Source organism: Pseudocitrobacter sp. 2023LY-00077 (assembly GCF_055796175.1).
Genome location: NZ_JBSPEI010000010.1, coordinates 120,383 through 143,829, shown reverse-complemented (window position 1 = coordinate 143,829; position 23,447 = coordinate 120,383). Strand labels below are relative to the sequence as shown.

General features: G+C 55.0%; 20 protein-coding genes. 12 read left to right on the top strand and 8 right to left on the bottom strand.

The window, feature by feature from the left end; genetic code table 11:
* Positions 1-197: 197 nt before the first annotated feature.
* Together ACWWFX_RS14490 and ACWWFX_RS14485 are read left to right on the top strand one after the other, a co-directional pair.
* Positions 198-1,862, top strand: coding sequence for a DUF3300 domain-containing protein (locus tag ACWWFX_RS14490; protein ID WP_473224140.1), 1,665 nt, complete (start codon positions 198-200; stop codon positions 1,860-1,862).
* A gap of 11 nt (positions 1,863-1,873) precedes the next feature.
* The gene (locus ACWWFX_RS14485; RefSeq protein ID WP_276221701.1) at positions 1,874-2,665 is read left to right on the top strand and encodes a DUF2950 family protein; all 792 of its coding nucleotides are present in this window, start codon (positions 1,874-1,876) and stop codon (positions 2,663-2,665) included.
* Between the two features lie 124 nt (positions 2,666-2,789).
* On the opposite strand, the gene lpdA is transcribed toward ACWWFX_RS14485, so the two are convergent.
* The 4 genes from lpdA to pdhR form a co-directional block, all read right to left on the bottom strand.
* Positions 2,790-4,214, bottom strand: a complete 1,425-nt coding sequence (gene lpdA, locus ACWWFX_RS14480; protein WP_149463131.1) for a dihydrolipoyl dehydrogenase — start codon at positions 4,212-4,214, stop codon at positions 2,790-2,792.
* Positions 4,215-4,416: 202 nt separating this feature from the next.
* Positions 4,417-6,303, bottom strand: coding sequence for a pyruvate dehydrogenase complex dihydrolipoyllysine-residue acetyltransferase (gene aceF / locus ACWWFX_RS14475; RefSeq protein WP_473224110.1), 1,887 nt, complete (start codon positions 6,301-6,303; stop codon positions 4,417-4,419).
* Positions 6,304-6,317: 14 nt separating this feature from the next.
* Positions 6,318-8,981: a pyruvate dehydrogenase (acetyl-transferring), homodimeric type gene (gene aceE / locus ACWWFX_RS14470; protein WP_276221705.1), complete on the bottom strand. Its 2,664-nt coding sequence runs from the start codon at positions 8,979-8,981 to the stop codon at positions 6,318-6,320.
* Positions 8,982-9,135: 154 nt separating this feature from the next.
* The gene (pdhR, locus tag ACWWFX_RS14465) at positions 9,136-9,900 is read right to left on the bottom strand and encodes a pyruvate dehydrogenase complex transcriptional repressor PdhR (RefSeq protein ID WP_015965898.1); all 765 of its coding nucleotides are present in this window, start codon (positions 9,898-9,900) and stop codon (positions 9,136-9,138) included.
* 526 nt (positions 9,901-10,426) lie between these two features.
* Between pdhR and aroP the strand changes: the two genes are divergently transcribed.
* The 3 genes from aroP to ACWWFX_RS14450 all read left to right on the top strand — a co-directional run bounded on the left by aroP (position 10,427) and on the right by ACWWFX_RS14450 (position 14,323).
* A complete protein-coding gene (gene aroP, locus ACWWFX_RS14460) occupies positions 10,427-11,803 on the top strand; it encodes an aromatic amino acid transporter AroP (RefSeq protein WP_456147146.1) in 1,377 nt (458 codons plus the stop codon).
* A gap of 163 nt (positions 11,804-11,966) precedes the next feature.
* Positions 11,967-13,373 (top strand): glycoside-pentoside-hexuronide (GPH):cation symporter, encoded by a 1,407-nt coding sequence (locus ACWWFX_RS14455; RefSeq protein ID WP_276221710.1) that lies wholly within the window; start codon positions 11,967-11,969, stop codon positions 13,371-13,373.
* Positions 13,373-14,323, top strand: coding sequence for a glycoside hydrolase family 43 protein (locus ACWWFX_RS14450; protein ID WP_473224109.1), 951 nt, complete (start codon positions 13,373-13,375; stop codon positions 14,321-14,323). Before ACWWFX_RS14455 ends, ACWWFX_RS14450 begins: the two co-directional genes overlap by 1 nt.
* A 126-nt stretch (positions 14,324-14,449) precedes the next feature.
* Here ACWWFX_RS14450 and ampE read toward each other — a convergent pair whose 3' ends face one another.
* Positions 14,450-15,304, bottom strand: a complete 855-nt coding sequence (ampE, locus tag ACWWFX_RS14445) for a beta-lactamase regulator AmpE (protein WP_276221714.1) — start codon at positions 15,302-15,304, stop codon at positions 14,450-14,452.
* Complete coding sequence (gene ampD / locus ACWWFX_RS14440; protein WP_473224108.1) at positions 15,301-15,864, bottom strand: 1,6-anhydro-N-acetylmuramyl-L-alanine amidase AmpD; 564 nt, start codon at positions 15,862-15,864, stop codon at positions 15,301-15,303. Before ampD ends, ampE begins: the two co-directional genes overlap by 4 nt.
* Positions 15,865-15,951: 87 nt before the next feature.
* Here ampD and nadC point away from each other — a divergent pair, with 87 nt between their 5' ends.
* From nadC to hofC, 4 genes are all read left to right on the top strand, one after another.
* Positions 15,952-16,845 (top strand): carboxylating nicotinate-nucleotide diphosphorylase, encoded by an 894-nt coding sequence (gene nadC, locus ACWWFX_RS14435; RefSeq protein ID WP_276221719.1) that lies wholly within the window; start codon positions 15,952-15,954, stop codon positions 16,843-16,845.
* Positions 16,846-17,046: 201 nt separating this feature from the next.
* Positions 17,047-17,484, top strand: a complete 438-nt coding sequence (ppdD, locus tag ACWWFX_RS14430) for a prepilin peptidase-dependent pilin (RefSeq protein ID WP_473224107.1) — start codon at positions 17,047-17,049, stop codon at positions 17,482-17,484.
* Positions 17,485-17,497: 13 nt separating this feature from the next.
* A complete protein-coding gene (gene gspE, locus ACWWFX_RS14425) occupies positions 17,498-18,883 on the top strand; it encodes a type II secretion system protein GspE (protein ID WP_473224106.1) in 1,386 nt (461 codons plus the stop codon).
* A complete protein-coding gene (gene hofC, locus ACWWFX_RS14420; RefSeq protein WP_473224105.1) occupies positions 18,873-20,075 on the top strand; it encodes a protein transport protein HofC in 1,203 nt (400 codons plus the stop codon). Before gspE ends, hofC begins: the two co-directional genes overlap by 11 nt.
* A gap of 31 nt (positions 20,076-20,106) precedes the next feature.
* Here hofC and ACWWFX_RS14415 read toward each other — a convergent pair whose 3' ends face one another.
* A complete protein-coding gene (locus ACWWFX_RS14415; RefSeq protein ID WP_253897345.1) occupies positions 20,107-21,150 on the bottom strand; it encodes a GMP reductase in 1,044 nt (347 codons plus the stop codon).
* A gap of 228 nt (positions 21,151-21,378) precedes the next feature.
* Here ACWWFX_RS14415 and coaE point away from each other — a divergent pair, with 228 nt between their 5' ends.
* The 3 genes from coaE to yacG are packed head-to-tail and all read left to right on the top strand — an operon-like array spanning position 21,379 to position 22,946.
* The gene (coaE, locus tag ACWWFX_RS14410; protein ID WP_473224104.1) at positions 21,379-21,999 is read left to right on the top strand and encodes a dephospho-CoA kinase; all 621 of its coding nucleotides are present in this window, start codon (positions 21,379-21,381) and stop codon (positions 21,997-21,999) included.
* Positions 21,999-22,742, top strand: a complete 744-nt coding sequence (gene zapD / locus ACWWFX_RS14405) for a cell division protein ZapD (RefSeq protein WP_276221730.1) — start codon at positions 21,999-22,001, stop codon at positions 22,740-22,742. Before coaE ends, zapD begins: the two co-directional genes overlap by 1 nt.
* A gap of 9 nt (positions 22,743-22,751) precedes the next feature.
* Complete coding sequence (yacG, locus tag ACWWFX_RS14400; RefSeq protein WP_276221732.1) at positions 22,752-22,946, top strand: DNA gyrase inhibitor YacG; 195 nt, start codon at positions 22,752-22,754, stop codon at positions 22,944-22,946.
* 91 nt (positions 22,947-23,037) lie between these two features.
* Here the strand turns inward: yacG and mutT are convergent, their stop codons facing one another.
* Positions 23,038-23,430, bottom strand: coding sequence for an 8-oxo-dGTP diphosphatase MutT (gene mutT, locus ACWWFX_RS14395; protein WP_276221734.1), 393 nt, complete (start codon positions 23,428-23,430; stop codon positions 23,038-23,040).
* Positions 23,431-23,447 lie beyond the last annotated feature (17 nt).

Here is a 23,447-nt window from a genome sequence, read left to right as displayed (position 1 = left end):
GTACCCTTCCCTTAAACGGGGAATTTTTAGCTGCAATGTTTGCTCACATAATTCCCTGCCTTGATTATTCATCTGTGCAATTTATCCCAAGATTAGTCAAAAATTAAACTATCGTCTCTTTATACTCACGCTTCATCGTACCTGCCGAATGCAGGCGCTTCGACCTGGCGATTTCATCAGAAATCGGGAGTATGAATATGAATCTGCCCTTTAAGCCTCATGTGCTCGCGCTGATATGCAGCGCGGGATTGCTTGCCGCTGCCGGTACGCTGTACGTTAAAAGCCGCGCGCCAGAAGAACCCGCGCCCGCGCCTGCAACAACCGTTGCGCCGCCGGTGACAACCCCGGTTCCTGCTCCCGTACCCGCTTCCGCGCCTGAGGTGAAAACCACCTACACTCCGGCGCAAATTAACCAGTGGGTCGCCCCGATTGCGCTTTACCCTGATGCCCTGCTGTCGCAAGTGTTGATGGCCGCCACCTATCCGGCAAACGTTGTTCAGGCGGTGCAGTGGTCGAAGGATCATCCCTCCTTGCAGGGAGATGCCGCTATCCAGGGCGTGTCTGACCAACCGTGGGATGCCAGTGTAAAATCGCTGGTGGCCTTCCCGCCCTTGATGACCATGATGGGTCAGGACCCGGTGTGGGTAGAAAATCTGGGGAATGCTTTCCTGGCGCAGCCGCAGGATGTAATGAACGCGGTGCAACAGTTGCGTGCGCTGGCGCAGCAAACCGGCTCACTGAAATCGACGCCGCAGCAAACGGTCACCAGCGTGCCCAAAACGGCGGTAGCCCCGGTCTCGACGTCTGCGTCTGTTGCACAATCAACCGGGCAAAAATCGGCCCCGGCATCGTCGTCAACGGTGATTAAAATCGAGCCTGCCGACCCGCAGGTGGTGTACGTGCCAAGCTACAACCCGTCAACGGTGTACGGCACCTGGCCGACGCCCGCCTATCCGCCCGTTTATATTCCGCCTTCTCCCGGTGAAGAGTTTACCAATAGCCTGGTGAAAGGCTTTGGCTACAGCTTGGGCGTCGCTACCACCTACGCGCTGTTCAGCAATATCGACTGGGACGACGATGACGATCATCATCACCATGATAACGATGATTACCACGGCGGCGGGGGCTACAACCGCAACGGTGATAACAACATCAATATTAATGTCGAAAACCTTAACCATATCACCGGGCAGAACCTGCGCGGCGAGAACGCACGCTGGCAGCATAATCCGGCGTACCGCAATCAGGTGCCGTATCCCAGCAATACCGTCGCCAATCAATTCCGCCAGACCAACGTACCGGGCGGCCTGAGCGCAACCCAGACGCCGGTGACCCGCGACAGCCAGCGCCAGGCGGCCATGGATAAACTGTCGCAGGGCGGCATTAAAACGCCATCGCAGCCCATCGCCGCCGCGCCAAAAGATGCGCAGCGTCAGGCCGCCTCAAAACAGCTACAGCAAATTGCCCAGCGCGATAACTACCGTGGTTACGACACGCCGCGCACGTCCACTCAGCGTGAAGCATCAAAAGCGCAGATGCAGCAGCGGCTGAATAACAGTACGCCGGAGCAGCGAAAAGAGAAGGTCCAGCAGCGCTCGCCGGAACAGCGCCAGCAACGCCAGGAAGTGGTGCAGCAACGTCGCAGCACCACCACGCCAGAGCAACGCCAGCAGCGACAGGAAAATGTTCGCCAGCATGTGAATACGCGAAATGCGAACGTCTTTAGCGGTAACGAAAGCCGTGGGCCTTCCTGGCAGCAGCAGGCGCAGCGCGGGCAGCAAAGTCGCAACGTTGTGCGTAGTAGCAACCGGGAAGCCGTTCGCGAACGGTCTTCCGGGCAGCGTGAATTCCACCGTCGATAAGAGAGCGCACCATGAAAAAGATCCTTCTCAGCACGCTGCTGTTCTCGCTTCCCCTGGTGAGTTTTGCCCAGCAGCAGTTTGCTAACCCGCTCGACGCCGCAACGGCTTTTGCCGACGCGGTGACCACCCGCAATGAACCGCAGCTTAACGCGTTGCTGGGCGATGACTGGCGGCAATTTTTACCGCCGGATGGGGCTGACCCGGAAGCGGTCGCCCGCTTTGAACGAGACTGGAAAATCAGCCATCGTATTGACCAAAAAGGCGATACCGCCCATATCAATGTCGGTGCCGATAGCTGGCAACTGCCTTTGCCTATCGTCAAAACTGAGGCGGGCTGGCACTTTGATATGCAGGCGGCGCAGGATGAAATCATTACCCGCACCATCGGGCGCAACGAGCTTTCGGCTATTGGCGCAATGCACGCCTACGTTGATGCGCAGGAAGATTACCACCTGAGAAAACAGCGTTACGCCAGCAAGCTTATCAGCAGCGAAGGTCAGCAGGACGGTCTTTACTGGCCGATGCAGCCCGGCGAAGCACCGAGCCCGCTGGGGCCAGCGTTCAGCCCGGTAACGCCGGGTGAAGGTTATCACGGCTACCGTTTTCGCATTATCGACAGTAATCAATCCGATGGCTTTGCCCTGATAGCCTGGCCGGTAGAGTATGGTGAAACCGGGGTGATGAGCTTTATGGTCAGCCAGGACGATCGGGTCTATCAGGCAGACTTCGGTGAGGAAACGGCGGAGAAAGTGGCGGCAATAACCCGCTTTGATGCGCAAGCGCCGTGGCAGCCGGAAGAGTAACAGGCGTAAAAAAAGCGGCTGGTTAGCCGCTTTTTATTTGCCGGATGGCGGCTGACGCCTTATCCGGCCTACTCATTCGTAGGCCTGATAAGCGAAGCGCCATCAGGCATCGTCGCGCAGAAACTTACTTCTTCTTCGCTTTCGGGTTTGGCAGGTCGGTGATGCTACCTTCGTACACTTCTGCGGCCAGGCCAACAGATTCGTGCAGCGTCGGGTGAGCATGGATGGTCAGCGCGATGTCTTCCGCGTCACAACCCATCTCGATAGCCAGACCGATTTCGCCCAGCAGCTCGCCGCCGTTGGTGCCGACAATCGCACCACCGATAACACGGTGAGATTCTTTGTCGAAAATCAGTTTGGTCATACCGTCTGCGCAGTCGGAAGCGATAGCACGGCCAGAAGCAGCCCACGGGAAGGTGGCGGTTTCGTAACTGATGCCTTTCTCTTTCGCTTCTTTCTCAGTCAGGCCAACCCATGCCACTTCTGGTTCAGTGTAGGCAATGGATGGGATAACTTTCGGGTCGAAGTAGTGTTTCTTACCGGCGATAACTTCAGCGGCAACGTGACCTTCGTGAACACCTTTGTGCGCCAGCATCGGCTGACCGACGATATCGCCGATAGCAAAGATGTGCGGCACGTTAGTGCGCAGCTGTTTGTCAACGCGGATGAAGCCACGATCGTCCACTTCCACGCCAGCTTTGCCTGCGTCGAGGTTTTTACCGTTCGGTACACGGCCGATAGCTACCAGCACGGCATCGTAACGCTGTGCTTCAGAAGGTGCTTTTTTGCCTTCCATGGAAACGTAAATACCGTCTTCTTTCGCTTCAACGGCAGTCACTTTGGTTTCCAGCATCAGGTTGAATTTCTTACTGATGCGTTTGGTGAAGACTTTCACCACGTCTTTGTCGGCAGCCGGGATAACCTGGTCAAACATTTCAACCACGTCAATCTGTGAACCCAGCGCATGGTACACGGTACCCATTTCCAGACCGATGATACCGCCGCCCATAACCAGCAGACGTTTCGGTACTTCTTTCAGTTCCAGCGCATCGGTGGAATCCCACACGCGCGGATCTTCATGAGGAATAAACGGCAGTTCGATCGGACGGGAACCCGCCGCGATGATCGCGTTGTCGAAGTTGATCACGGTTTTGCCGTTTTCGCCTTCCACTTCCAGGGTGTTGGCCCCGGTAAATTTACCCAGACCGTTAACCACTTTCACTTTACGGCCTTTGGCCATACCGGCCAGACCACCGGTCAGTTGGGTGATAACTTTTTCTTTCCAGGTACGAATCTTGTCGATATCGGTTTTCGGCTCGCCGAAGACGATACCGTGGTCAGCCAGTGCTTTGGCTTCTTCGATAACTTTTGCTACGTGCAGCAGTGCTTTAGAAGGGATACAGCCGACGTTCAGACAAACACCACCGAGGGTGCTGTAACGTTCTACGATGACGGTCTCCAGACCTAAATCCGCGCAACGGAAAGCAGCAGAGTAGCCTGCCGGGCCCGCCCCAAGTACCACGACCTGAGTTTTAATTTCAGTACTCATCATGACCTCTTAATTATTTCCGGCGGTCCTGGGTACTCTTGTCGCCCATATCCACCGGGACGTTCTATCCGCGTTTATATTACAAAATTGTTAACAATTTTGAAACAACAAACGGCAAACGATTTTGTCCTTTGTTGCTAATAACCCCAAAACTACGAAGAGATTATCAGAAAAAAGCCGGCCGTCAGGCCGGCTTTTTCGATTACATCACCAGGCGACGAATGTCAGACAGTGTGTTGTTGATGATGGTGATAAAGCGCGCACCATCAGCACCGTCGATCACGCGGTGGTCGAAGGAGAGAGAGATAGGCATCATCAGACGCGGTACAAACTCTTTCCCGTTCCATACCGGCTCCATCGCCGATTTGGAGACACCGAGGATAGCCACTTCCGGCGCGTTAACAATCGGTGCGAAGTGGGTCGTACCCAGGCCGCCGATGCTGGAGATAGTGAAGCAACCGCCCTGCATTTCGCCAGCCGTCAGCTTACCATCACGCGCTTTTTTGGAGATGGTGGTCAGTTCGCGAGACAGCTCGGTGATGCTCTTCTTGTTCACGTCTTTAAAGACCGGAACGACCAGGCCATTCGGGGTATCAACCGCCACACCAATGTTGATGTATTTCTTCAGCGTCAGTTTCTGGCCATCTTCGGACAGAGAGCTGTTGAAGCGAGGCATCTGTTCCAGAGCCGCGGCAACCGCTTTCATGATGAACACAACCGGGGTGAATTTCACATCCAGTTTGCGCTTCTCAGCTTCAGCATTCTGCTGCTTACGGAACGCTTCCAGATCGGTGATATCGGTTTTGTCGAAGTGCGTAACGTGCGGGATCATCACCCAGTTACGGCTCAGGTTAGCGCCCGAGATTTTCTGGATACGGCCCAGTTCCACTTCTTCGATTTCGCCGAACTTGCTGAAGTCAACTTTCGGCCATGGCAGCATGCCAGGGATACCGCCGCCAGTGGCAGCAGCCGGTGCAGACTCCGCGCGTTTCACCGCGTCTTTCACGTAAGCCTGAACGTCTTCGCGCAGGATACGGCCTTTACGACCCGTACCTTTCACTTTCGCCAGGTTCACGCCGAATTCGCGCGCCAGGCGACGAATCACCGGCGTTGCGTGGACGTAAGCGTCATTTTCTGCGAAGTCAGACTTGCCTTCGGCTTTCGCCGCCGGAGCCGGAGCTGCCGCAGGAGCCGGAGCGGCAGCAGCCTGAGCCGGTGCAGCAGCCGGAGCCGCAGCAGGCGCAGCGCCTTCCACTTCGAAGACCATAATCAGGGAACCGGTTTTTACTTTATCGCCGGTGCTGATTTTGATCTCTTTTACGGTACCGGCGAACGGAGCCGGTACTTCCATAGAAGCTTTGTCCCCTTCTACGGTGATCAGAGACTGTTCGGCTTCGATTTTATCGCCAACTTTCACCATCACTTCGATAACTTCAACTTCGTCGCCGCCGATATCTGGAACGTTAACGTCTTTCGCGCCGGATGCTGCCGGAGCAGCCGCCGCCGGAGCAGCTTCCGCTTTCGCCGGAGCCGCAGCAGGTGCAGCACCTGCCACTTCGAAGACCATGATCAGCGAGCCGGTAGACACTTTGTCGCCGGTGTTGATTTTGATCTCTTTAACCACGCCCGCAAACGGTGCCGGAACTTCCATAGAGGCTTTGTCGCCTTCTACGGTGATCAGAGACTGTTCAGCCGCGATGGTGTCGCCCACTTTAACCATGATCTCAGTGACTTCAACTTCGTCGCCGCCGATGTCCGGTACGTGAACGTCTTTCGCCGCTGCCGCAGCAGGTGCTGCTGCCGGAGCCGCTTCTTTCTTCTCTTCTGCCTTGGCAGGTGCAGCATCAGCTGCACCGTCGGCGGAATCGAAAATCATGATCAGTTTGCCGGTCTCGGTTTTGTCGCCGACAGAGACTTTGATCTCTTTTACGACGCCAGCCTGCGGAGACGGAACTTCCATAGAGGCTTTGTCGCCTTCTACGGTGATCAGCGACTGTTCAGCTTCCACTTTGTCGCCAACTTTGACCAGGATCTCGGTGATTTCAACTTCATCAGACCCGATATCCGGTACATTGATTTCGATAGCCATTATTCTTTTACCTCTTACGCCAGACGCGGGTTAACTTTTTCTGCATCGATGTTGAATTTGGTAATTGCGTCAGCAACCACTTTCTTATCGATTTCGCCACGTTTAGCCAGTTCGCCCAGCGCCGCTACAACCACATAGGAAGCATCAACTTCGAAGTGGTGACGCAGGTTCTCACGGCTGTCGGAACGACCGAAGCCATCAGTACCCAGTACGCGGTAGTCATCAGCCGGTACATAAGTACGGACCTGCTCGGCGAACAGTTTCATATAGTCGGTGGATGCCACTGCCGGAGCGTCGTTCATCACCTGAGCGATGTACGGAACGCGCGGGGTTTCCATCGGGTGCAGCATGTTCCAGCGCTCACAATCCTGACCATCACGCGCCAGTTCAGTGAAGGACGTTACGCTATAAACGTCAGAACCTACGCCGTAATCTTTCGCCAGGATCTGTGCTGCTTCACGGACGTGACGCAGGATAGAACCGGAGCCCAGCAGCTGAACTTTACCTTTGCTACCTTCAACGGTTTCGAGTTTGTAGATACCTTTACGGATACCTTCCTCAGCACCTTCCGGCATGGCCGGCATGTGGTAGTTTTCGTTCAGCGTGGTGATGTAGTAGTAAACGTTCTCTTGTTTCTCACCGTACATACGCTCCAGACCATCATGCATGATGACCGCAACTTCGTACGCGTAAGACGGATCGTAAGAGATACAGTTCGGGATAGTCAGAGACTGAATATGGCTGTGACCATCTTCGTGCTGCAGACCTTCGCCGTTCAGAGTCGTACGACCGGAAGTACCACCTACCAGGAAGCCGCGAGCCTGCTGGTCGCCTGCCTGCCAGCACAGGTCACCGATACGCTGGAACCCGAACATGGAGTAGTAGATGTAGAACGGGATCATCGGCAGGTTGTTGGTGCTGTAAGAGGTCGCAGCAGCCAGCCAGGATGCGCCGGCACCCAGTTCGTTGATACCTTCCTGCAGGATCTGACCTTTCTCGTCTTCTTTGTAGTAAGCAACCTGCTCACGGTCCTGCGGGGTGTACTGCTGACCGTTCGGGCTGTAGATACCAATCTGACGGAACAGACCTTCCATACCGAAAGTACGCGCTTCATCGGCGATGATTGGAACCAGACGATCTTTGATCGACTTGTTCTTCAGCATCACGTTCAGGGCACGAACGAAAGCGATAGTGGTAGAGATCTCTTTATTCTGCTCTTCCAGCAGCGGTGCGAAATCTTCCAGAGTCGGCATTTCCAGCTTCTCAGTGAAGTGGGTCTGGCGGCTCGGCAGGTAACCGTGCAGTTTCTGACGCTGAGCGTGCAGATAAGTATGCTCTGGAGAACCTTCCGGGAAGGTCAGGTAAGAGAGGTTTTCCACCTGCTCGTCGGTTACCGGAACATTGAAGCGGTCGCGGATATAGCGCACGCCGTCCATGTTCATCTTCTTAACCTGGTGAGCGATGTTTTTACCTTCAGCGGTATCACCCATGCCGTAACCTTTAATGGTATGGGCCAGGATAACAGTCGCTTTGCCTTTGGTTTCCTGCGCTTTTTTCAGTGCAGCGTAAACTTTCTTCGGATCGTGACCACCACGGTTCAGCGCCCAGATCTGCTCATCAGTCCAGTCTGCAACCAGAGCTGCGGTTTCCGGATATTTACCGAAGAAGTGCTCACGCACGTAAGCGCCATCTTTGGATTTGAAGGTCTGGTAATCGCCGTCGACGGTTTCTTCCATCAGTTGGATCAGTTTACCGCTGGTGTCTTTACGCAGCAGCTCATCCCAACGACCGCCCCAGATAACCTTGATAACGTTCCAGCCAGCACCACCGAAGATGCCTTCCAGTTCGTTGATGATCTTACCGTTACCGGTGACCGGGCCATCCAGACGCTGCAGGTTACAGTTGATAACGAAGACCAGGTTATCCAGTTTTTCACGGGTGGCGATAGTGATCGCACCTTTGGATTCCGGTTCGTCCATCTCGCCGTCACCGAGGAACGCGTAAACGGTTTGTTTAGAGGTATCTTTCAGGCCACGGTGTTCCAGATATTTCAGGAACTTAGCCTGGTAGATCGCACCGATTGGGCCCAGACCCATTGATACGGTCGGGAACTGCCAGAATTCCGGCATCAGTTTCGGGTGCGGGTAAGAAGAAAGACCTTTACCGTGAACTTCCTGACGGAAGTTGTTCATCTGCTCTTCGGTCAGACGGCCTTCAAGGAACGCACGTGCGTAAACGCCCGGAGAAATGTGGCCCTGGAAGTAAACCAGATCGCCGCCATCCTGCTCATTGCGCGCACGGAAGAAGTGGTTGAAACACACTTCGTAGAAGGTTGCAGAAGACTGGAAGGATGCCATGTGGCCGCCCAGTTCCAGATCTTTTTTGGATGCGCGCAGAACGGTCATGATCGCGTTCCAGCGGATAGCAGAGCGAATACGACGTTCCAGATCCAGATCGCCCGGGTATTCCGGTTCGTCTTCAACGGCAATAGTGTTTACATAACCGCTAGCACCTGCACCAGCAGCTACCTGAACGCCGCCTTTACGGGCCTCAGACAGCACCTGGTCGATCAGATACTGAGCGCGCTCAACACCTTCTTCACGGATAACCGATTCGATCGCCTGTAACCAGTCGCGAGTTTCGATCGGATCCACGTCATTTGGGAAACGTTCTGACATGGGGTTTTCCTTATCTATCTAGTACGTTGATTTATCTGGAACCTGTCCCATTGTGCTTTCAGTGGAAAACACAATAAGACAGGTTCTGTGTTTAGTTGCCGTGCGCCTGATGGCGCTTTTCTCATCTTCTGGTAAAACCGCTGCCAGAAAAAACTCAATCCTTGCGCTGTTGCAGGCGACGTAACGAGCGTTCACGACGGCTCTGTTCACGGCTCCTGTCCAGCAAAATCTCTTCAATAAAGGCCAGGTGACGGTGCGACGCTTCACGCGCCTGCTCCGGTTCACCGGCGACAATCGCCTCGAAAATCCGGGTGCGATGATTGCTGACCTGCGGGAGCATCTCCCGACGGGCATACAGCAACTCGAAGTTCTGCCGAACGTTTTGTGCCAACATTGGCTCCATACACCTTAGCAAATGGAGCAACACCACATTGTGGGCGGCTTCGGTCACGGCGATTTGATACTGGACGACGGCGCTCGACTCTGCGTCGAGGTCGCCCGATTGTTGAGCCCGTTCGATGGCCTGATGCAGTTCGCGAATACGTTCGCGATCTTCATCAGTGCTGCGCAGTGCCGCGTAATAAGCCGCGATACCTTCAAGCGCGTGACGGGTTTCAAGCAGATCAAACTGGGATTCAGGGTGGTCGGACAGAAGCTCTACCAGCGGATCGCTGAAGCTCTGCCACAAGCTGCTTTGGACAAAAGTCCCGCCGCCCTGGCGACGAAGCAGTAACCCTTTCGCTTCGAGACGTTGAATCGCCTCACGCAGCGAGGGACGGGATACGTCGAACTGTTTCGCCAGTTCGCGTTCAGGTGGAAGTTTTTCGCCGGGGCGTAATGTCCCCTCAAGAATCAAAAACTCCAACTGCTGCTCAATCACATCAGAAAGTTTTGGTTGGCGGATTTTGCTGTAGGCCATAGTTCCCTGTACCTGCCATTAGCCCGGAGTCAATTGGTCTTACCAATTTCAAGTTCGTAGCGCTAAAGTAACAAAGTATTCACCTTCTGTCCATACAGGTTTTGATTGAAATCAGTAAACCACGCACTTTTTAACAACATTACAGAAATGATGTTTCAGAATTGTAACCTTGCACAAAAAATGTCTTTACCACGTTGGAAGTACAATTAACGAAAAATATACGAAAATTACGCACACTGAAGCGTTTCACTTTGCCAATTAATGAATAGTTATGCACTTATTGCTGACAAAATGTACATGCTTACCCACTTCTGGGGCTGGCTGCTACACTTACAACTGGTTTCTTTTTATTCAATCCGTCATCAACCATTCATAAAGCAGGTGCATTTCCGCGCACTTACCACTATTCTTCCCAGGACGAAAGAGTTCCTCTCATTTTTATTCACTCTCTTTCGTAAACATAAAAATACAGGAAACGGAATTCCTTGATTACACACGTACAAATAACAACCACACACGAGGTTTCATGATGGAAGGTCAACAGCACAGCGACCAGCTGAAGCGCGGCCTCAAAAACCGCCATATCCAGCTGATTGCGCTGGGTGGAGCTATCGGTACCGGCCTGTTTCTCGGCAGTGCCTCCGTTATCCAGTCAGCCGGTCCGGGCATTATTCTGGGTTATGCCATTGCAGGCTTTATTGCCTTCCTGATCATGCGCCAGCTCGGTGAAATGGTCGTGGAAGAGCCGGTAGCCGGGTCATTCAGCCACTTTGCCTATAAATACTGGGGCAGTTTCGCCGGCTTCGCGTCAGGCTGGAACTATTGGGTACTGTACGTGCTGGTTGCCATGGCGGAGCTCACCGCAGTTGGCAAATACATCCAGTTCTGGTATCCGGAAATCCCGACCTGGGCTTCCGCAGCGGCCTTCTTTATTCTGATTAACGCCATTAACCTCACCAACGTAAAAGTGTTTGGGGAAATGGAGTTCTGGTTCGCCATCATTAAAGTGGTCGCCGTTGTTGGCATGATCCTGTTCGGTGGCTGGCTGCTGTTCAGCGGTAGCGCTGGCCCGCAGGCGACAGTTCGCAACCTGTGGGAACAGGGCGGCTTCCTGCCGCATGGCATGCAAGGCCTGGTGATGATGATGGCCATCATCATGTTCTCCTTCGGTGGACTTGAGTTGGTAGGGATCACCGCCGCAGAAGCCGATAACCCGGAGCAAAGCATTCCAAAAGCCACCAATCAGGTTATCTATCGCATCCTGATTTTCTATGTAGGTTCGCTGGCGGTCCTGCTCTCTCTGATGCCGTGGACGCGCGTCACCGCAGATGTCAGCCCGTTTGTGCTGATCTTCCACGAACTGGGCGATACGCTGGTGGCTAACGCGCTGAACGTTGTGGTTCTGACCGCGGCGCTCTCCGTTTATAACAGCTGCGTCTACTGTAACAGCCGCATGCTGTTCGGCCTCGCCCAGCAGGGGAACGCGCCGAAAGCGCTGCTCTCCGTCGATAAACGCGGAGTACCGGTCAACACCATTCTGGTTTCCGCTGTAGTGACCGCGCTGTGTGTGCTGATCAACTACCTGGCACCGGAATCCGCATTTGGCCTGCTGATGGCGCTGGTGGTCTCTGCGCTGGTGATCAACTGGGCGATGATTAGCCTTGCGCACATGAAATTCCGCAAAGCGAAGCAGCTTCAGGGCGTCAAACCACGCTTCCCTGCGTTGCTCTATCCGGTCGGTAACTGGGTCTGCCTGCTGTTTATGGCGGCGGTGCTGGTTATCATGCTGATGACGCCGGGGATGGCGATTTCCGTGTACTTAATCCCGGTATGGATCTGTATTCTGGGTGTTGGCTACATGGTTAAACAGAAGGGTGCGAAAACGGCCGTGAAGGCGCATTAATCTCTTCTCTGGCCCCTTCCCTGTGGAAGGGGCCGACTCTGTTACCCGCTTCACACTTTCCTCTGCTCAGCTATTTCGTCCATATCCTCACCGTTATACTGCAACGCATTTCGCGGGCCACCAGCCAATAATTCTCTCCATACCGTCAGAGGGAGTTTCGGCAATGAATAACAATAAGTTATCAGTCAGAGAGAAAATTGGTTATGGCATGGGCGACGCCGGATGCAACATCATCTTCGGCGCTATCATGCTGTTCGTTAACTACTTTTATACCGATATTTTTGGTCTCGCCCCGGCGCTGGTCGGCGTTCTGCTGCTTTCCGTTCGCGTAATTGATGCCGTCACCGATCCCATCATGGGCGCGCTGGCCGACCGTACCCGCAGTAAGTATGGGCGATTTCGTCCATGGTTGCTGTGGATAGCGTTCCCTTACGCGCTATTCAGCGTACTGATGTTTACCACCCCGGACTGGACCTACAGCAGCAAAGTTATCTATGCGTTTGTCACCTATTTCCTGCTGTCGATTACCTACACCGCCATCAATATTCCCTATTGCTCGCTGGGTAGCGTCATCACCAATGACCCCAAAGAGCGCGTCGCCTGCCAGTCTTATCGCTTCGTGCTGGTGGGTATTGCCACGTTGCTGCTCTCATTGAGCCTGCTACCGATGGTTGACTGGTTTGGCGGTGGCGATAAAGCCAAAGGCTACCAGATAGCGATGACCGTGCTGGCCTTTATCGGCATGTGCATGTTCCTGTTCTGCTTTGCCACCGTGCGTGAGCGCGTGAAGCCCGCCGTACAGACCAACGATGAACTGAAGCAAGACCTGAAAGATGTGTGGAAAAACGACCAGTGGGTGCGCATCCTGCTGCTGACGCTGTGTAACGTCTGCCCCGGTTTTATCCGTATGGCGGCGACCATGTATTACGTCACCTGGGTGATGGGCCAGAGCACGCATTTCGCCACGCTGTTTATCAGCCTCGGCGTCGTCGGCATGATGTTCGGTAGCATGCTGGCGAAGGTGCTCACCGACCGCTGGTGTAAGCTCAAGGTCTTCTTCTGGACTAACATCGCGCTGGCGATTTTCTCTATCGCCTTCTACTTCTTCGACCCGCATGCGACGGTCATGATCGTGGTGCTCTACTTCCTGCTCAACATCCTGCATCAGATCCCTTCCCCACTACACTGGTCGCTGATGGCGGACGTCGATGACTACGGCGAATGGAAAACCGGTAAACGCATCACCGGGATCAGCTTCTCCGGCAACCTCTTCTTCCTGAAGGTCGGGCTGGCAATTGCAGGCGCAATGGTGGGCTTCCTGCTCTCCTGGTATGGCTACGATGCGGGCGCGAAGCAGCAAAGCGAAACCACGCTCAATGGTATAATGCTGCTGTTTACCGTCATTCCGGGCGTCGGGTATCTGCTTACCGCCGGGATTGTGCGGATGCTTAAGGTGGATCGCGACCTAATGAAACAGATTCAGTCCGATCTGGAAAAACGTCGCGAGAACTATCGCGAACTGAATGACTACCAGACCGGTAAAATCACCGAACACGTAAGGAAAGCATAATGAACCGCTGGCCCAATCCTTTTATAGAACAACGCGCCGACCCTTTCATTTTGCAGCATCAGGGAGCGTACTACTTTATCGCGTCGGTACCGGAATATGATCGGCTGGAGATCCGCCGCGCCAGCACGCTTGAAGGGCTGCGCAGCGCCGACGCGGTTGTGGTCTGGCGTAAACCCGCAAGCGGGCCGATGTGTGAACTTATCTGGGCACCAGAACTGCATCACATAAACGGTCAATGGGTGATCTACTTCGCCGCTGCGCATACGCAGGCGCTGGACTCTCTCGGTATGTTCCAGCACCGGATGTATGCACTGACCTGCGATGATGCCGATCCACTCAGTGGAAACTGGGTTGAGCGAGGCCAGGTGAAAACGCCGTTCGATACTTTCTGTCTGGATGCCACCACATTCCATCATCAGGGAAAACAGTGGTATCTGTGGGCGCAAAAATCGCCAGATATTGCCGGAAACTCCAATATCTATCTGGCAGAACTGGAAAACCCGTGGACGATTAAAGGCGAGCCGGTGATGCTCAGCAAACCAGAGTTTGACTGGGAATGTCGGGGTTTTCTGGTCAATGAAGGGCCTGCGGTGTTGATGCATGGCGATAAGCTCTTTGTCAGCTACTCCGCCAGTGCTACGGATGAAAACTACTGCATGGGTCTGCTGTGGATTGACCTGAACGCTGACATGACGAAGCCGGGAAACTGGCATAAATCATCGCAACCGGTGTTCACTACCAGCTATGAAAACCGCCAGTACGGTCCGGGGCACAACAGCTTTACCCAAACGCCGGACGGGGAAGATGTGTTGGTGTATCACGCGAGGAATTACACGGAGATTGAAGGCGACCCGCTGTACGACCCAAATCGCCATACGCGGTTGAAACTGGTGCGCTGGCAGGAAGATGGCATGCCGGATTTCGGCGAGCCGCCAGCGGATACGATTTGAGCCGGTGCCCGGTGGCGCTAGCGCTTACCGGGCCTACAAAACACGTCTATCCGGCAAATCCGCACTCACTCGTAGGCCGGATAAGCGTCAGCGCCATCCGGCAATACTCGTGCACCCTGCAAACTCTTACACCAGCGTCCCATAAATGGTCAGCAGCGCCATAATCACCACCACCACAAATGAGGTTTTCTTCGCCATCGATACCGCCGCTTTTGGCGTCTCAACGCGGTCAACGTGTGGCTCGCGCGCCAGCGAATACTGCGCCAGCTGCGTCAGGACCTGGTACTGGGAAGTATGGCGATCGCCCAGCGAAGCAAACCACGCGGGTAGCGCCTTCTCACCATGGCCAAGCAGGGCGTAAACCACACCCACCAGCCGCACCGGAAGCCAGTCCACAATATGCAAAATGGCATCAATGCCAGACTGCAAACGGTGATGCGGCGTCTGGTAACGCGCCAGCCACGACTGCCATGCACGCAGGAAAGAATAGCCCATCAGCATCACCGGGCCCCACGGGCCGCCGACCACAAACCAGAACAGTGGCGCAAGATAGAAACGGTAGTTAATCCACAGCAGCGCATTTTGCAGCTCGCGCAGAAACTCGCGCTCATCGCAACCCGATGGCACACCGTGGATCATCGTCAGCTCGCAGGCCATCGCATCCCGCGCGTGGCTATCATTGAGCGATGCCGCCTTCAGGTAAGCGTGATAGTGCAGCCGCACGCGCCCTGCCCCGATACACAGCAGGCCGAGTAAAATCCAGAACACCAGCAGCGGCACGTTAAACAGCAGCCCGTCGAGCGCACGCTGAATCAAAAACACCACTACCATCGCCACCACGGTCATCGCAAGCGTAGCGACAAAAGAGAAGCGTTTGATACGACGGAACAGTACTTCCAGACGGTGGTCGAGCTGCCAGTGCTCGCCCAACTTAAATAAACGCTCGGCAATCAGCACCAGTAGCGTGGTAAACAGCGTCATGTCATCTCCTTATCTGACGAAGGGGTGACCAGTGCGCGAAAGCGAGCCCAGTCAAACGCCGGGCCCGGATCGGTTTTGCGCACGGGCGCGATATCACAGTGTCCTGTCATATTATCGGCGATAGCCGGATAAATCGTTATCAACAATCGGGTTAACGCCGCCAGTTGCTGATACTGCGTATCGGTGTAGGCCAGCGTATCGGTGCCTTCCAGCTCAATGCCAATCGAAAAATCATTGCAGCGCTCGCGGCCTTGATATTCCGACACACCCGCGTGCCAGGCGCGCTTATCGAAAGGAACATACTGCACAATTTCCCCATCGCGGCGAATCAGACAATGGGCAGAAACGCGCAGGTGAGAAATCTCGGCGAAAAAAGGATGGGCGTTCGGGTCGAGCGTGCCGGTAAACAGCGCATCTATCCATGGGCCGCCAAATTCGCCAGGGGGTAAACTGATATTGTGAACAACCAGCAATGACGGGGTTTCATCGTCCGGGCGGCAGTCAAAGTGTGGCGACGGTACATGACGCGCGCCCACCAGCCATCCCTCATCTAACAACATGCTGGATCTCCTTATGTGTGGTGCTGATTCTCGGTTCAGAGTAGCATGTTTAAACCTTTCGAATCGTTACCAATTTGGAGTTTTATCATGCCGCCTCGCCGCTACAACCCAGACCACCGACGTGACGCGCTTCTGGAACGTATCAATCTCGACATTCCCAACGCTGTGGCACAGGCGCTCCGTGAAGATCTGGGCGGAGAAGTGGATGCCAATAACGACATTACCGCCCAACTTCTGCCTGCGGAAACGCGCTCTCACGCGGTGGTGATCACCCGCGAAGACGGCGTGTTCTGCGGTAAACGCTGGGTTGAAGAGGTGTTTATTCAACTGGCGGGCGACGATGTTGCGCTGACCTGGCACGTGGAAGATGGCGACCTGCTGAAAGCCGATCAGCCGCTGTTTGAAATCGATGGTCCTTCCCGCGTCCTGCTGACCGGCGAGCGTACCGCGCTGAATTTCGTGCAAACCCTCTCGGGCGTGGCAAGTGAGGTTCGTCGCTATGTTGACCTGCTGGAAGGCACCAAAACGCAGCTGCTGGATACCCGCAAAACCCTGCCTGGCCTGCGAACCGCACTGAAATATGCCGTGCTATGCGGCGGCGGCGCGAATCACCGCCTGGGTCTTTCCGATGCGTTCCTGATTAAGGAAAACCACATTATCGCCTCCGGCTCCGTGCGTCAGGCGGTGGAAAAAGCCTTCTGGCTGCACCCGGATGTGCCGGTGGAAGTGGAAGTGGAAAATCTGGAAGAGCTGGAAGACGCGCTGAAAGCCGGGGCCGACATCATCATGCTTGATAACTTTGACACTGAACTGATGCGCAAAGCCGTCGCCATCACCAAAGGCCAGGCACGGCTGGAAGTCTCCGGCAATGTGACCTTTGACACCATTCGCGAATTCGCCGAAACCGGCGTGGATTACATCTCCGTTGGCGCATTGACCAAACACGTGCGCGCATTAGACCTCTCCATGCGTTTCCGTTAATTCCCGCAATCCGGCCTGCCTCCTTCGCAGGCCGGACAAGCACAGCCCCTCCGGCAATTTTCCGCACTCCCTTCCATTTTTCATGTTGTCTTCTGCAACGCAGAAAAACTCTCTGGAACGCGCTTTCCTGAATTCCTTTTTGCCCCTCGCGCCCGCTTCACGCCCCTGACACACTCCCGCCATCTCAACCAGGAGTGCATTATGGAAAAGCAAAAAGGATTTACCCTTATCGAGCTGATGGTGGTGATCGGCATCATCGCCATCTTAAGCGCCATTGGGATCCCGGCGTATCAAAACTACCTGCGCAAAGCCGCGCTCACCGACATGTTGCAAACCTTCGTCCCCTATCGTACGGCAATTGAATTGTGCGCCCTCGACCACGGCGGGCTGAACAGCTGCGATGGCGGCAGTAACGGCATTCCCTCGCCCACCACCACGCGTTATGTCTCTGGCATGAGTATCGCCAAAGGCGTGGTCATTCTCACCGGCCAGGAGAGCCTGAACGGCCTATCGGTCACCATGACGCCGGGCTGGGATAACGCCAATGGCGTGACCGGCTGGACGCGCGTTTGCGATATCCAGAGCGACAGCGCCCTGCAACAAGCCTGCGAAGATGTCTTCCGCTTCGATGTGCAGTAAGCCGGAGGCCGCGATGAATCAGGATCAGTTGCTTGCTCTGTGTAAAAAGCATCACGCCCTGTTGATCGGCAACGATCAGAGCGTGTTAAGCATCGCCGTTGTCGGTGCGCCATCGGATGAACTGATGGATGCGCTGCGTTTTGCCACACAAAAACGCGTCGATATCGAATGCTGGAGCCAGGAGCGGATGGATAAACATTTGCAGCTCACGGCAACCGCCAGCCAACCCGCCGCCAATGACGACTCCCGCAGCACGGTCGATCTGCTGAACCGCTCGCTGGAGCAGGCGTTGCTACAGCGCGCATCAGATATTCATTTTGAACCCGGCGAGCATCACCTGCGCCTCAGGCTTCGCGTAGACGGCGTGCTGCATGTATTTTCTACGCTACCGCTTTCGCTGGCGGCAACGCTCACCGCACGTTTAAAGGTGCTGGGCAATCTCGATATTGCCGAACGTCGCATTCCGCAGGATGGTCAATTTACCGTGGAGATCGCCCGCCAGTCCGTCTCTTTTCGTATCGCGACGCTGCCGTGTCGATACGGTGAAAAGGTGGTTCTGCGTCTGCTGCATAACGTTGAACAGGCGCTGGATATCAATCAACTCGGCATGAGCGGCGATCAACTGGCGCTGTTTGGCGATACGCTCAATCAACCGCAGGGGCTGATCCTGGTGACCGGGCCGACGGGCAGCGGTAAAACCGTGACGCTGTATAGCGCCCTGCAACGGCGTAATCGCAGCGACGTCAATATTTGCAGCGTGGAAGACCCGGTTGAAATCCCGATCGAAGGGCTGAATCAAACGCAAATCAACCCTCGCGCCGGGCTGACGTTTCAGAGCGTACTGCGCGCCCTGCTGCGGCAGGACCCGGATATTGTGATGGTTGGCGAAATTCGCGATGGCGAAACAGCAGAAATTGCCATCAAAGCCGCGCAAACCGGGCACCTGGTGCTCTCTACGCTGCACACCAACTCAACCGTTGAAACGCTGGTGCGCCTGGAACAAATGGGCGTAGCGCGCTGGATGATCTCATCGGCGCTCCAGCTTGTCGTCGCCCAGCGGCTGGTGCGTAAGCTGTGCCCGCACTGCCGGGAGAAAAACGGCATGGAAGCGCCACTGCCGCACGCGCTCTGGCCCCGTGCATTGCCACACTGGCAGGCAGCCGGCTGTCAGCATTGCTATCACGGCTATCTTGGTCGCGCGGCGATCTTCGAGATCCTGCCGCTTAACAACGATCTACGCCACGCCATTGCCGCAGGTCGCGGGACCGAAGAACTGCTACAGAAAGCGCGTCTGGCGGGAATGACAACCCTGTTCGAGAACGGCTGTATGGCCGTCGAGCGCGGGCTTACCACGCAGGAAGAGTTACTGCGCGTGATGGGGCTTCCGCATGGCAGCTAATCAACTCTGGCACTGGCGCGGCCTGACGCTTCAGGTTGAAGAACGGCACGGAACGCTGTGGGCGCCTAATCGCCCGGAAGCACTGGTGTCATTGCAGCAGCAGGGCATCACGGCGCTGACGCTTCGCCGCTGTACCGTCAGGGCCACATACTGGCAGACAAACTGGCGCTGCGAGATTATTGAACAGCTGGCGACGCTGCTGCATGCCGGCCTCACGCTCTCGGATGGGCTGGAGATGCTGGCTCGCCAGCATCCTATTGCGCAGTGGCAGGCCCTGCTCGGCACGCTCTCTCAACGGCTGGCGGAAGGTGTTTCGCTTTCCGACGGGTTGCGACAGTGGCCGGAAGCTTTTCCGCCGCTCTATCTGGCGATGATTCGCACCGGGGAGGTAACGGGCAAGCTGGATATCTGCTGTCGCGCGCTGGCACAACAACAAAAATCGCAGCGAGCCATGACGCAGAAGGTGAAAAAAGCGCTGCGCTATCCGTGCATCATTTTGCTGCTGGCTATCGCTGTGGTGGTGGCGATGCTGGGTTTTGTGCTGCCCGAATTCACGGCAATTTATCGCACCTTTAATACGCCGCTGCCCATGCTCACGCAAGTCGTCATGAACATGGCGGATGCTGTTAAACTGCATTACGGGCTGATCGCGCTGCTCCTGACGCTGCCTTTTCTTCCCGGCAGAATACTGAAAAACAATCCGCGCTGGCAGCGACTTCAGGCGCGGGTCGCACTTTCACTGCCGGTGATGGGCAATCTGGTACGCGGGCAGATGCTGAGCCACATTTTTACCGTGCTATCACTGACGCAAAGCGCGGGCATTGCCTTCTTACAGGGGCTGGAAACCGTCGAGGAAACCGTCGCTCAACCGCTCTGGCGGGAAGTCATTAGCAGACTTCATCATGACATTTCGCAGGGAAGCCCCATCTGGCAGGCGATGGAAAATGGCCAGGTTTTCACGCCGCTGTGTATTCAACTGGTACGAACCGGGGAAGCGTCCGGCGCGCTGGACCAGATGCTGCAAAATCTGGCGGACTACCACAGTGAGAAGACGCACCAGTTGGCGGAAAATCTGACGTCACTTCTGGAACCCATGTTACTGGTGGTGACAGGCACCATCATCGGCACGCTGGTGGTCGCCATGTATCTGCCGATATTTCATTTGGGGGATGCGATTAGCGGAGCGGGATAAGCGCTGGCGCGGGAAGCGCCAGCGCTAAGCATTACAGGCTGTTGAACACGCGGTTCTCTTGTTCCTGCACGCGGATAAAGGTGGTGCGTTTGGTCAGTTCTTTCAGGCGAGAAGCACCGACGTAGGTGCACGCTGAACGCAGGCCGCCAAGGATATCGCGCGCGGTGTTATCTACCGGGCCGCGCAGCGGCAGCTTAACGGTTTTGCCTTCTGCTGCGCGATACTGAGCAACGCCGCCAACGTGACGATTCATCGCAGATTCAGAGCTCATGCCGTAGAAGAGCATGAATTTTTCACCGTTCTCTTCAACCACGGTGCCACCGCTCTCTTCATGGCCTGCCAGCATACCGCCGAGCATCACGAAGTCTGCGCCGCCGCCGAAGGCTTTCGCCACGTCGCCAGGAACCGTACAACCGCCATCGCTGACGATTTGGCCGCCCAGGCCGTGCGCTGCATCCGCGCACTCAATCACAGCGGAAAGCTGCGGATAACCGACGCCGGTTTTTACACGCGTGGTGCAAACGGAACCCGGGCCAATGCCCACTTTTACGATATCCGCACCGGAAAGAATCAGCTCTTCGCACATCTCGCCAGTTACCACGTTACCCGCGCAGATGGTTTTGGTCGGCCAGGCCTGACGCGCTTTCGCTACGAACTGAACGAAGTGCTCGGAGTAGCCGTTTGCGACGTCGATGCACACGAAGTTCAGCATTGGGTGCAGCGCCAGAATCTGTTTGGTTTTCTCGAAATCGGCGTCAGAGGTGCCAGTAGACACCATCACGTGTTTCAGAACCTCTTCAGATTCGTTCTGCGCGAAAACTTTCCAGTCTTCAACGGTATAGTGTTTATGCACCGCCGTCAGAATATCGAAAGAAGCCAGCGCTTTTGCCATTGCGAAGGTACCCACGGAATCCATATTCGCGGCGATAACCGGCACACCGGACCAGCGTTGGCCAGAATGTTTAAAGGTGAATTCGCGTTCCAGTTCAACATCGGAACGGCTTTTAAGAGTAGAGCGTTTAGGGCGGATAAGAACGTCTTTGAAACCTAACTTCAGATCTTCTTCGATACGCATGTGCGGATTCCTGGGGTTAATGGCATTAATTATAAGAGCACAACTCCAGTAACGTTATCATACGCACTAATCAGGGCTTCGCAAGACTGCGATTTTCACTTTTTTTACGCTACAATCCTATAAATTTACCATTAGTTCGGTGAACATGAGCGCAGGCAAACAGGCGCTAAAGTGTTTTGTTTTTAACCAATTGATTTATCTAATCAATTCTCATCAGGATTCACAGGAATGGCGTATACCGTAGCGTTAACGGGTGGCATTGGCAGTGGCAAAAGTACCGTCGCTGATGCATTTTCTCACCTGGGAATTAACGTTATTGATGCCGATATCCTCGCCCGTCAGGTTGTCGAACCGGGAACCCCGGCTTTACAAGCCATTGTGGAACACTTTGGCCCTCAGACCCTGACGCCGGATGGCGCCCTTAATCGCCGCGTTTTACGCGAGCGCATTTTCGCTAACCCTGATGAAAAAGCCTGGCTTAACGCCCTGCTTCATCCGCTTATTCAGCGGGAAACCCAGCAGCAAATGCAGCAGGCCACCTCGCCGTACGTTCTGTGGGTGGTGCCATTGCTGGTAGAAAACAATCTTGCTGCCCGTGCCGATCGCGTGCTGGTGGTGGATGTTACACGCGATACGCAAATTCTTCGTACCATGCAGCGCGACCAGGTGTCGCGAGAGCATGCTGAGCACATACTTGCCGCCCAGGCGACGCGCGAACAGCGGCTTGCGGTAGCTGATGACGTCATTGATAACAACGGCACACCAGAAGCGATTGCTTCGGATGTTGCTCGCCTTCACGCACGCTATCTTGAGCTCGCGGCGCAGGCTGTATCACAGGAAAAACCTTAATGCACACCCACATCCTTTTTGAGCACCCCCTGAACGAAAAAATGCGTACCTGGCTGCGTATTGAATTTCTCAACCAGCAGCTACGCACCCAGTTACCCATCACGGATCACGCCAGCGCATTACACTTTTTTCGTAATTTAGGGGATTTACTGGATGTGTTTGAACGTGGCGATGTTCGCACAGAGATGCTCAAAGAGCTGGAGCGCCAGCAACGTAAATTGCAGGCCTGGAATGAAGTGCCAGGCGTTGACCAGAGCCGTATTGATGCGGTCCGTCAGCAGCTGAAAAACAGCGGCAGCATTCTGATGGCCGCGCCGCGCATCGGTCAGTTCCTGCGCGAAGATCGCCTGATTGCCCTTGTGCGTCAGCGTTTAAGTATTCCCGGCGGCTGTTGCAGTTTCGATCTGCCCACGCTGCACATGTGGCTGCATGCGCCACAGCAGCAGCGCGATGCGCAGGTAGAAATCTGGCTTGCCAGCCTCGAGCCGCTGAATCAGGCGCTGGATCTGATCCTCGATCTGGTGCGTAACTCCGCGCCTTTCCGCAAGCAGACCAGCCTTAACGGTTTCTACCAGGATAACGGCGAAGATGCCGATCTGCTGCGCTTACAGTTAGACTTGTCCTCACAGCTTTACCCGCAAATTTCCGGGCATAAAAGCCGCTTTGCCATCCGCTTTGTGCCGCTGGACAGCGAGAATGGCGTCATTCCTGAACGTCTGGATTTCGAACTGGCTTGTTGCTAAGGAGACACTATGTCTGAAGAAACTATCGTTAACTGCCCCACCTGCCAGAAGCCGGTTGTCTGGGGCGAGCAAAGCCCGTACCGTCCGTTTTGCTCTAAACGCTGCCAACTGATTGATTTAGGAGAATGGGCGGCAGAAGAGAAGCGCATTCCGAGCGCAGGCGATATGTCCGACACGGATGACTGGAGTGAAACCCCGCAGTAATCCTGCGCGCTTAACTGTAGGTCGGATAAGGCGCTTGCGCCGCATCCGACACTTAACGCGCACAATGCCTGATGCGCTTCGCTTATCAGGCCTACGGGGTTTGCCCTAATTTTTCGATAATCGGTGCATTCGCTGGCGGAAATTCTTCGGCAACCAACGCGCTCTGTGCAACCCATCGTCCCGGTTGCCCCTCTTTTCCCCATGGCTCACCCTGCCAGTTTTCCACCAGCCAGAACCACAGCGTGATGTGTCGATCGGGAAATTCATACTCCAGCTTATCAAACAGCTGCGGTTCGCTGGCGGTAATGCCAACTTCTTCCTCAAGCTCGCGGATCATCGCCTCTTCAGCTGTTTCACCCGCTTCAATTTTACCGCCCGGAAATTCCCATTTATTTGCCATGTGAGCATCAGCGGCGCGTTGGGTAATGTAAATCTCCCCCGCGTCGTTGCGAATAATGCCGACGGCGATTTGCAGTATTTTCATTTTGTCTCATCCAAAAA